We start from the raw sequence: 11160 nt of genomic DNA on the forward strand, positions 1-11160 counted from the left end.
CATTTTAAGAAGCTTATCCCAAATCACACGATCTGCAGACCTCATAGAAAGTGTTAGAACAATTGATAGATAAAATAGACTACAGCGACCGTCACAATAGATGGTAACAGATTCCCAATACGAATTTGTGTGATTTTTAATAGATTAAGTCCGATCGCTAGAATCAAAAGACCGCCCACTGCAGTAAGTTCTACAATCAATCCATTTAAAAAGGTCTCTGGTATCCATTGATTTATGTAGGTTGCAAGTAATGCAATTATTCCTTGATAAAGTACAACTGGAACCACAGAAAGGATAACACCAAAACCTAATGTAGTTGTTAACACAAGTGCAACAAATCCATCCATAATCCCCTTGGTTATTAATATTTCATGATCTCCTCGAAGGCCACTATCCAGCGCCCCTATTACTGCCATTGCGCCAATAACGAATATTAATGATGCTGTCACAAATCCCTGTGCTACACTGAAATCACTTTTCGTTGTTGTGAATTTGCTACCTATCCATGCTCCGAGTCGGTTAAGTCCTTCCTCTAACCGTAATAACTCACCAAGAATTCCACCAGTAAGCAGGCTTAACAAGACAACAATAATCTCATCTGTTTCAAAGGCCATTTGTAATCCGATAAACAGTACAGCTAGTCCAATTCCATGCATGACTGTTTCCTTAAATCTTTCTGGAATTTTTGTAAAAAATAAGCCGAGTAAACTCCCGACAATAATTAATGCGCCATTCACTAAAGTCCCGAATAAAACCATTGATCCCTCTCCCATTGTCGAGTAATTTATGTCATTTGCTTTATAGGCATTAGATTTATTGAATTGTTTCACGTGGAACAATTTATACGGAGTTCATTCATTATCAGAAGGTTTGGATCTTGTTTGAATCCCTTGGAATGCAATCTTTTACGATATAATTCAAAACCCGCATTTATGTAGATAAGAAAGACCAACGCAACATCTGCGTTAGTCTTCCATTAATCCGTTTATTTTTCAAGTACATCAATGAGACGTTCCAAGTCATCATCCGTATAAAATTCTATTTCGATCTTCCCTTTACGTTTCCCGCGATGAATGGTAACTCCAGTTCCTAATCGATCTCTTAATACGGATTCTCTCTCCTGTAAAAATACATCTTTTTTTGGTTTTTCCTTCTTTGGTGCGGGTTCTTCATTTAATTTGATAATTAACTGCTCAACCTGTCTTACATTCAAATTTTCTTTACGTATTTTGGTAACAAACGCTATTAATTTATCTTTATCTTTTAGACCTAATAATGCACGTCCATGTCCCATCGAAAGTTCACCATTGTTAATGTATGCAATAACTTGATCCGGTAAAGATAACAGACGCACAATATTTGCTATATGAGAGCGGCTCTTTCCTAATCGTTTCGATAGTTCATCTTGTGTTATTTTGAGTTCATTCATTAAATTGGCATATGCATGTGCTTCTTCGATGGGGGTTAAATCTTCGCGTTGCAGGTTTTCCAATAATCCGAGTTCCATCATTTTTTCATCAGTTAGTTCTTTTACAACAGCAGGGACAGTTTCCAAACCTGCCTCTTTAGCAGCACGATAGCGTCTTTCCCCTACTACAATTTCATAGCCTTTAATGCTTTTGCGAACAATTAATGGTTGAATAATCCCATATTCTAAGATGGATTCCTTCAATTCCTCGATGGCATCTGCGTGAAAGTTTTTTCTAGGTTGATAAGGATTTGGTCTACATTCCGTAATAGCAATTTCATGGACAGTTTCATCTTCTTGCGTTTCAATGTCAGGAAATAAAGCGTTAATACCTTTACCCAACCCTTTCGCCATTGGCAACCACTTCCTTTGCTAATTCAAGATATACATCTGCTCCTTTTGATTTTGGGTCATACGTTATAATTGGTTGCCCATAACTAGGGGCTTCACCTAAACGTACTGTACGTGGAATGACAGCTTTATAGACTTTATCCTGAAAATATTTTTTAACCTCATCAATCACCTGTATCCCTAAGTTCGTCCGAGCATCTAACATTGTTAACAATACACCTTCAATCATTAGATGATTATTTAAGTGCTTTTGTACAAGACGAATGGTATTTAATAACTGACTTAGCCCTTCTAGTGCATAGTATTCACACTGGACTGGAATCAGCACTGTATCTGATGCCGTTAATGCATTAAGCGTTAATAATCCCAAAGATGGTGGACAATCAATAATAATGTAATCATACGTCTCTTTGAGCTCTGTTAAAGAATTTTTAAGCCGTATTTCCCGTGATATGATTTGAACCAGTTCAACTTCTGCTCCAGAAAGCTGAATCGTTGCAGGTATAATATCTAAGTTGCCTATATTTGTTGAAACACAAACTTCCTCAGCTGGTAAGTCTTCTACTAAAACATTATAGATACATTGATTCATGTCCGCCTTATTAACACCTACACCACTTGTTGCGTTTCCCTGTGGATCTATATCTACAAGTAATACTTTATTACCTAATTGTGCAAGACTTGCACTTAAATTAACCGATGAAGTTGTCTTTCCAACACCACCTTTTTGATTTGCGATGGACATAATTTTACCCATGTTGACACCTACCTATTAGAAAAACGTTTTCTCCTATTTTAATGGCCAAAATTCTTATATCTTCTATTCTACCACTAATTTAATCTATACTACTATATATATTTCTTCTTTGTTAAAAAAATGTAATTTGAACTGTTGCCAGGCTGTACCTAAAACACCCATCTTCCTTATAAAAGATGGGCATTCTCATAAATTATGATAATATCTATTAATTCTTTTTCGGTATTTTAATCGTTATTTGATAATAATCATCATGTTCCTTCTCATCGGATTCCACATCGACACCCGTATCTGAAACCATATTTAACGACTGACGAATCGTATTCATCGCAATGCGAACATCTTTATTAAACCCTTTTAACGTTGTTCGCTTTTTCTTTTGCCCTTCATCTGGTTTCTGCATTTTAGCAATGCGCTCTTCTGTCTGTTTTACATTTAAATCATTTTCTACAATCGCCTGCAAGAGCTTTACTTGTTTTTCTGGATCAGTTAATTTAATCAAGGCACGTGCATGGCGTTCCGTAATTTCTTTATTTAATATTGCCTGCTGCACTTCTTCGGAAAGTTTTAGTAATCTGAGCTTATTTGCGATTGTTGATTGATTTTTACCTAACCTTTGCGCCAAAGCTTCTTGTGTTAAATCATGAAGCTGCAATAATTGGTCATATGCGGTAGCCTCTTCAATCACGGTTAATTCTTCCCGTTGAAGATTTTCGATTAAAGCAACGGACGCTGTTTCTGCTTCCGTCATATTACGAATGATCGCAGAGATATTCTCCCATTCTAGCGATTGAACAGCTCGCCATCTCCGTTCACCAGCAATAATCTCGTATTTACCCTCTTCCCCTTCCAATTCTCGTACAATAATTGGTTGGATCATACCGTGTGTGTGAATTGTTTGCGCCAGTTCGCTGATTTTTTCATCACTAAAAATAGATCTCGGTTGATACCGATTAGGTTCAATGCTATTTACTGGAAGCTGTATCACTTCATCCGGATGATAGATTTCTTCTTCTGGTTCAGAATCAGATTTATCTCCCAAACCAAATACTCGACTAAAAGGACGTACCATCATCAGACACCACCTTTTTATTCAACTTATACTCTTATCATGGAAAACTTGGAAAAACATTAACGATCTATGTAAAAATTGTTTCACGTGAAACAATTAAAAAACACTATTACACATCAGTGAATAGCCATCCCACACTTATTATATATTTTACCATAAATAGACTCGAAAAAGTACGAAATAAATAAAAGTTTATCTATGAAAAATAAAATGCTGGGCAGAGGCTGGAATAAACGTGTTTTTAACAAATATATTCCGAATATACATCGCTTCGGAAATGTTCGTTTTTTAGTTAAACACTTTTGTTGTGTCCCGGCCTCTACATAAGTGGAACGAAGGCATACGTCAAATTTTTAAAAAATACCTTTATACAATAGGCTCTTTATTTGGTGTTCCAGCTTTCCTTGGATATTTTTTAGGTGTATTCCCCGACTTATTGATCATTACAATGGATCGCTCACTATCCTCTTGAGGTAACGTGAAGATGTGGGTTTTATCTATTTTTCCACCTAATAGTCGGATAGCAGATTCCCCATCCTCCAATTCTTCATGAATGTTAGAACCTTTCATTGCCATAAATATGCCTTGTCTTTTGACAAGTGGTAAACATAATTCACTTAATACAGACATTCGCGCAACCGCCCTGGCTGTCACTACATCGAACGTCTCCCGAAATGCTCGGCTTTTTCCGAAATTTTCTGCCCGATCATGATGGAATTGAACGTTCGTTAGTTCAAGTTGTGCTGCTAAGTGCTTTAAAAAGGTAATCCGCTTTTTTAGTGAGTCTACAATGGTTACATGCAAATAAGGAAAACATATTTGAAGTGGGATGCTTGGAAAACCTGCTCCAGCACCCACATCACAAATCGAAATAGCTTCTTTAAAATCATAATGAAACGCTAATGTTATGGAGTCATAGAAATGCTTCAAATAAACATCTGCTTCTTCTGTTAAAGAAGTCAGATTTATCTTTTGATTCCATTCTACCAAGGTTTGAAAATAAATAGCAAATTGCTTCATTTGGTACTCATTTAATACAATTCCCTGTTCACTTAATGCTTCTCGGAAAGCTTGCGGATTCATTGGCACGAAATCTCCTTCAAATGTGTATCAAAACCCTACCGGACGTTTTGGATATCCGATCCAGTTAATTGGCAACACGAGCAATATTCCCCTGCTCCAAATACACGAGTAAAATAGAAACATCTGCAGGGTTTACGCCTGATATTCTAGATGCCTGCCCCACTGACAGTGGTTGTACTTTTTTCAATTTCTGTCTTGCTTCTGTCGCAATACCACTAATGTCTTCGTAATCAATATCCTCCGGGATTTTTTTATCTTCCATTTTCAACATGCGGGCAACTTGATCATTCGCCTTTTTAATGTAGCCTTCATATTTGATTTGGATACCAACCTGTTCTCTGACTATCTGTGAGAGTTCGGGATTTGGTTCGATTATACGTTCGACTATATCATAGTTTAGTTCCGGACGTTTTAATAGTTCATATGCTTTTATTGCTTCTTTTAATGGTGCAGTTCCGGCTTCTGCCATTACTTTATTTACTTGTTCTGTTGGTTTAACGGTTAATTTGCTTAATCGTTTTTTCTCTTCTTCGACAGCATCATTTTTTTCGACAAATTTCTTGTAACGTGCTTCGGGCACTGTTCCAAGTTTATAACCTGTTTCCGTTAAACGTAAATCAGCATTGTCATGACGCAATAGTAGGCGGTATTCGGCACGTGAGGTCAACAGACGATATGGTTCGTTTGTTCCTTTTGTTACTAAATCATCGATTAAAACACCAATATAAGCTTGGGATCGATCTAAAATGACAGGGTCTTTGCCTGTTACTTTTGCCGCGGCGTTAATACCTGCCATAATCCCTTGTGCCGCTGCTTCTTCATATCCGGATGTTCCATTAATTTGTCCTGCAGTAAAAAGGCCGGGAATTTTTTTCGTTTCAAGCGTTGGCCAAAGCTGTGTCGGAACAATCGCATCATATTCGATTGCATACCCTGCTCGCATAATTTCTGCATGCTCAAGTCCAGGTACACTTCGAACCATACCATGTTGCACGGATTCTGGTAAAGAAGTCGACAATCCTTGCACATAGACCTCTTCCGTATCTCTTCCCTCTGGCTCCAGGAATATTTGGTGATGGGGTTTATCATTAAAACGAACGATTTTATCCTCAATCGAAGGACAATACCTGGGACCTGTACCACGTTTCATGCCTGAATACATGGCAGAAAGTTGTAAGTTATCATTAATCATTTGATGGGTGAATTCATTGGTATATGTTAACCAACACGGGATTTGATCGACAATAAATTCGGTGGTTTCATAAGAAAAACCTTGGGGCTTTTCATCTCCTGGTTGGATCTCTGTTTTGGAATAATCAATGGTACGACTATTGACACGAGGAGGAGTCCCTGTTTTAAATCGTGTAAGTTCAAAGCCAAGTTCCTCAAGATGCTCCGACAGTTTCACAGATACACGCTGATTATTTGGACCACTTTCGTAATCCAAATCCCCCATTAATACTCTTCCACGGTTAAATGTTCCTGTTGTAATAATAACCGTTTCGGCAGAATATTTTGCTTTTGATTCGGTAATAACACCTTTACATACCCCGTCTTCTACAACTAACCTGTCAACCATCCCTTGACGAAGGGTCAGATTTTCCTCGTTTTCGATCACATTTTTCATTTCTTTTATATACAGAGGCTTATCTGCTTGAGCCCGTAACGCCTGTACGGCTGGACCCTTTCCTGTATTTAACATGCGCATTTGGATATACGTTTTATCAATCACTTTTGCCATTACGCCACCAAGTGCGTCCACTTCCCGTACGACGATGCCTTTTGCAGGACCACCGAGTGACGGATTACATGGCATAAAAGCAATCATATCTAAATTCAATGTTAACATTAATGTCTTTGCACCCATTCTTGATGCGGCTACACCAGCCTCAACACCAGCATGGCCGGCACCAATCACGATTACATCATAATGGCCTGCATCATATGTCATTGTTTTTCATCCTTCCTTTTATTTTCCTAAACAAAATTGTGAGAATAATTGATTGATCAAACCATCACTGGCCGTATCTCCAATTATTTCTCCTAAAAATTCCCATGCGCGGGTTACATCAATTTGTATAATATCAAGGGGCATCCCTATATCAATACCCTCCATAGCATCTGCTAATGCAAGATTTGCCTGCTTCAGTAATTGAATATGCCTTACATTCGATACATAAGTTAAATCACCGGTATCAATATCACCAGAAAAGAAGGTCATTGCAATCGCTGACTCCAATTCGTTTATGCCCTCTTCTTGAATAAGTGACGTTGTAACAATCGGATTCCCTTCCGCCATCTCTTTCACTTTATCTACATCAAGCTTATGCGCGAGATCCGTCTTGTTCATAATCACAATATATTCAAGCCCAGCAATTGCTTCAAAAAGCTTTACATCTTCCTCTGTTAGTTCTTCATTAGAGTTTAACACAATTAATATAAGATCGGATTCATTTAAGACTTGTCTGGATCGCTCGACACCGATTTTTTCAACAATATCTTCTGTTTCACGAATCCCGGCTGTATCCACTAATCGAAGTGGAACCCCGCGTACATTCACGTATTCTTCAATAACATCACGTGTCGTTCCCGGAACCTCCGTGACAATCGCCTTATTTTCCTGTACAAGGGTATTCATTAAAGAAGATTTCCCTACATTCGGGCGGCCTATAATAGCTGTTGCCAGGCCTTCACGCAGGATTTTACCTTGTTTCGCTACTTCCAACAGATCATCAATCTCTTGATGGATTTGTTTTGTTTTTTCACGCATCACCTTGTGCGTCATTTCCTCCACATCATCATATTCCGGATAATCAATATTAACCTCGACATGCGCAACAGTTTCCAGTAAATCCTGTCTCAAACGCTTTATAAGTCCTGACAGGCGTCCGTCCATTTGCTTTAACGCTACAGACATTGCCTTATCCGTTTTGGAACGAATCAAGTCCATCACGGCTTCTGCCTGTGATAAATCAATACGTCCATGCAGAAATGCTCGCTTCGTAAACTCCCCCGGCTCTGCCAATCTTGGGCCACTAGCCAAAACGATTTCAAGTACACGATTAACGGCAACCATCCCACCATGACAATTGATCTCCACAACATCTTCTCTTGTAAATGTCTTCGGTGCACGCATGACGGAAACCATTACTTCCTCTGCTACATCGGATGTTGCTGGATCTACGATTTTTCCATAATGCATCGTATGTGATGCTACTTCATGTAAATTACCCCCTTGAAATAATCCTGCTGCAGTTGCAATCGCCTCCGGACCGCTCAACCGTACAATCGCAATGGCACCTTCACCAGTAGGGGTTGATATTGCAGTAATTGTATCTGTCTCCATCATTTCCACCTCCAACCTATTATATATATAAATGAAATTTTATTGGCATTTATACAGGCGGAGAATATGCATATTCTCTTCCCGCCCGCCAAGAAAGAATATCACAAATTATGATAAAAATAAACTTATCCACAGAAAAAATCGTCCCACTAAAAATTCCGTTTATCCACATGTGCATAAACGGAATTCCAATCCTTTTCGTTATTTCTCCTCATATCCTTTTCTAGCAACTTTATCTCTTCATGACTACTTAACGCATCCTCTTCATTAGTTCGATCAATTTTGCCGCCACTCGGGCCCTCCCCAATTTTATACCTTCTTATCTTTCATAAAAATCCGCCTGCCTTCCAATAAGAAAACAGACGGGATTTTATATTATAGTTTCCTCTTTTGGCAATTGTCACTAGGCCAAGTTGATTTAACATTTTTTACCTCATGGTTTAATCACAATATGCCGATGCGGTTCATCACCTTCAGAGTATGTCGAAACATCGCCACGGCTTTGCAGAACACTATGGATAATTTTTCGCTCAAATGCCGGCATTGGTTCAAGCGCTACTTTTTTATTGATATGGATTGCTTTATCCGCCATTTTCGCTGCTAAGGATTGCAGGGTGTCTTTTCGCCGATCGCGATATCCCTCTGCGTCTACTGTAACAGAATAAAACTGTGTGTTGTCTTTATTTAACGCAAGATGTACTAAATATTGCAGGGAATTGAGCGTTTGGCCACGTTTTCCGATTAAGATAGCGATATTATCACCACTTAATTCAAAAGTGACATGGTTACCCTCCATACTTGTTGAAACATTTGCATCTACATTCATATTCATGGTAACTTCTTTAATAAAATCCGCTGTTTCCTGGATTGGATCTTTGCTGATGGTTACTTTTACAATTGCTCGTTTTGATCCAAAACCAAGTAACCCTTTCTTACCTCCATCAATAACATCAACTTCTACCTGGTCCCTCGTGATGTTTAACTGCTCTAATGCTGATTGGATCGCTTCATCAACGGTTTGTCCACTAGCAGTTATTTCTCTCACTTTTTGTCTCCTCCAGTATTGTTAGTATTATTACGCATCATCGGTTTATTGATAAGCAGGGTTTGAGCAACCATAAAGACGTTACCTACTACCCAATATAATGCCAATGCTGATGGGAAGAAGATCGCAAACACACCAATCATAATCGGCATGACATAAAGCATCACTTGCATTTGCGGATTACTTGCAGAAGGATTTCCTGCCATCATGAGCTTTTGCTGGAAGAAGGTCGCTCCACCAGCAATCAATGGTAATATAAAGAAGGGATCTGGTGAACCTAATTCAAACCATAGAAAACTATGTGTACTAATTTCTTCCGTTCGCATTATTGAATGATACATCGCCATTAATATAGGCATTTGTACAAAAATCGGCAAACAACCTGCGAGTGGATTTACCCCGTTTTTCTGGAATAAAGCCATCGTTTCTTCTTGAAGCTTTTGTTGCGTTTTTTGATCTTTAGAACTATATTTCTTTTGTAATTCCTGAAGTTTTGGCTGGACTTCCTGCATCGCTCGTGAACTTTTAAGTTGTTTTATGTTTAATGGTAACAACAACAAGCGGGCAAGAATCGTTACAATAATAATAGCTAAACCATAATTTTCATTAAACAATTCGGCTAAATATGTGATAAATTGGGATAAAGGATATACTAACCAGGTATTCCAAATACCGGTGCTTTCTTCCGTTATCGGTTCATTCACTTGGGTACAACCGGCAAGTAATACTACTAACCCGATTAAGGTCAAAAGCAAAATGTGCTTCTTACGCAAAATGTTTCCTCCTAACTAATTAACAAATACCTATCCATTTGCACTATTTATTCTACCTCATATAAGAGAAGGTTTCTATTTTAAAACAGTCATTGTTATTATTTTTTTAATAAGTGTTCTTTGTATAGTAAGTGGGTTAAACTTTTTTTTATTTCGGCAGCACCCATTTTCTTCGTAGGCTGTCTGGCGATAATCACAATATCATACACTTTGGGTATACAATCTTCCAATTCCTGAAAGGCTTGACGCAAATAACGTTTAATTCGATTTCGTGTAACAGCATTTCCAATTTTCTTACCTACTGAAAGCCCAATCCGAAAGTGATCTTGCGTAGGTTTTCTTACATAATATATGACTAGCTGTCTGTTGGCAAAGGATTTCCCATGCTTAAACGCATACTGAAATTCTTCGTTCTTCTTTATACGAAATTCTTTTCTCATCCATTATCACCTTTACTAAATCACATCTATGTAATACGTTGCAACTCAACTTGAGATACACCCTTTATGAATTTCCTTAAAGAGAAAAAAGACCACTGACTTTTCAGTGGCCTATGCAGATAATACCTTTCTTCCTTTACGACGACGGCGAGCGATAACTTTACGACCGTTTTTCGTGCTCATCCGTGTACGAAAACCATGTACCTTTTTTCTTTTCCGATTATTTGGTTGAAATGTTCTTTTCATTTATCTTGCACCTCCTAGAGGGATCATTCCTAATAATACCCAACTTTATTGATGAATGTCCATAAACAGTCTCTGTAATTATAGTAATACGGGACCAATATGTCAACTTTCATTTTGTATAATCTTATCCACAATGCGATGTTCACCTTCATTCGACACATTTTTCCCTATCCACATTCCGTATCGACATGTTAATCACAAAATATGGGGATGTGGAGAATATTTCTACACAACCGGTTGAAATTGTGGATAACTGTCGAAAATCCATTGCCATTCCTCTATTTATTTGATATTATATTAGTGTTTAACTTGTGTAAATCCAAGAACAATTGAAAAGTTATCCACTACTTGTGGATTATTTGTGGATAGATATTCACACTATCTTTATATATTTTTCAACAACTCTGTGGATATTGTATATAAGCTATCAATGACATCGGCCTTCTAATGTTTTCCTATCCACAGACAAAAAACAAAAATAATGTAAAAGTTATATAGTTTGTTATGCCTTTCCATCTTTTTACTAGATTGAGAGAGGCTTTTTCTATCATATATATGTCGAAAGGAGTGAAATTATTC

General features: G+C 37.8%; 11 protein-coding genes. All 11 read right to left on the reverse strand.

The features are described from left to right. Nucleotides 1-53: 53 nt before the first annotated feature. The 11 genes from KFZ56_RS19215 to rpmH all read right to left on the reverse strand — a co-directional run bounded on the left by KFZ56_RS19215 (nt 54) and on the right by rpmH (nt 10581). On the reverse strand, nt 54-758 hold the full coding sequence (locus KFZ56_RS19215; protein WP_222643827.1) for a DUF554 domain-containing protein: 705 nt from the start codon (nt 756-758) through the stop codon (nt 54-56). A gap of 227 nt (nt 759-985) precedes the next feature. Then, nucleotides 986-1822, reverse strand: a complete 837-nt coding sequence (locus KFZ56_RS19220) for a ParB/RepB/Spo0J family partition protein (RefSeq protein ID WP_222643828.1) — start codon at nt 1820-1822, stop codon at nt 986-988. Continuing rightward, nucleotides 1803-2576 carry a ParA family protein gene (locus KFZ56_RS19225; RefSeq protein ID WP_222643829.1) on the reverse strand — a complete coding sequence of 258 codons (774 nt, stop codon included), beginning with the start codon at nt 2574-2576 and terminating at the stop codon, nt 1803-1805. The genes KFZ56_RS19220 and KFZ56_RS19225 overlap by 20 nt, the downstream gene beginning before the upstream one ends. Nucleotides 2577-2784: 208 nt before the next feature. Then, a complete protein-coding gene (noc, locus tag KFZ56_RS19230) occupies nt 2785-3648 on the reverse strand; it encodes a nucleoid occlusion protein (protein ID WP_222644065.1) in 864 nt (287 codons plus the stop codon). A gap of 366 nt (nt 3649-4014) precedes the next feature. Further along, a complete protein-coding gene (gene rsmG / locus KFZ56_RS19235) occupies nt 4015-4731 on the reverse strand; it encodes a 16S rRNA (guanine(527)-N(7))-methyltransferase RsmG (protein WP_222643830.1) in 717 nt (238 codons plus the stop codon). Nucleotides 4732-4795: 64 nt separating this feature from the next. Continuing rightward, nucleotides 4796-6682, reverse strand: coding sequence for a tRNA uridine-5-carboxymethylaminomethyl(34) synthesis enzyme MnmG (mnmG, locus tag KFZ56_RS19240; RefSeq protein ID WP_222643831.1), 1887 nt, complete (start codon nt 6680-6682; stop codon nt 4796-4798). Nucleotides 6683-6700: 18 nt separating this feature from the next. Beyond that, the gene (gene mnmE / locus KFZ56_RS19245; RefSeq protein WP_222643832.1) at nt 6701-8077 is read right to left on the reverse strand and encodes a tRNA uridine-5-carboxymethylaminomethyl(34) synthesis GTPase MnmE; all 1377 of its coding nucleotides are present in this window, start codon (nt 8075-8077) and stop codon (nt 6701-6703) included. A gap of 433 nt (nt 8078-8510) precedes the next feature. Further along, entirely contained in the window at nt 8511-9122 is a 612-nt protein-coding gene (gene jag, locus KFZ56_RS19250; protein ID WP_222643833.1) for an RNA-binding cell elongation regulator Jag/EloR, read from the reverse strand. Continuing rightward, on the reverse strand, nt 9119-9895 hold the full coding sequence (gene spoIIIJ / locus KFZ56_RS19255; protein WP_222643834.1) for a YidC family membrane integrase SpoIIIJ: 777 nt from the start codon (nt 9893-9895) through the stop codon (nt 9119-9121). The genes jag and spoIIIJ overlap by 4 nt, the downstream gene beginning before the upstream one ends. A 98-nt stretch (nt 9896-9993) precedes the next feature. Further along, nucleotides 9994-10335 carry a ribonuclease P protein component gene (gene rnpA / locus KFZ56_RS19260; protein ID WP_222643835.1) on the reverse strand — a complete coding sequence of 114 codons (342 nt, stop codon included), beginning with the start codon at nt 10333-10335 and terminating at the stop codon, nt 9994-9996. A gap of 111 nt (nt 10336-10446) precedes the next feature. Continuing rightward, the gene (gene rpmH, locus KFZ56_RS19265) at nt 10447-10581 is read right to left on the reverse strand and encodes a 50S ribosomal protein L34 (RefSeq protein WP_050350585.1); all 135 of its coding nucleotides are present in this window, start codon (nt 10579-10581) and stop codon (nt 10447-10449) included. Between the last annotated feature and the right edge of the window lie 579 nt (nt 10582-11160).

It is taken from the genome of Virgibacillus sp. NKC19-3, from assembly GCF_019837165.1.
Taxonomy (GTDB): domain Bacteria; phylum Bacillota; class Bacilli; order Bacillales; family Amphibacillaceae; genus Virgibacillus_L; species Virgibacillus_L saliphilus.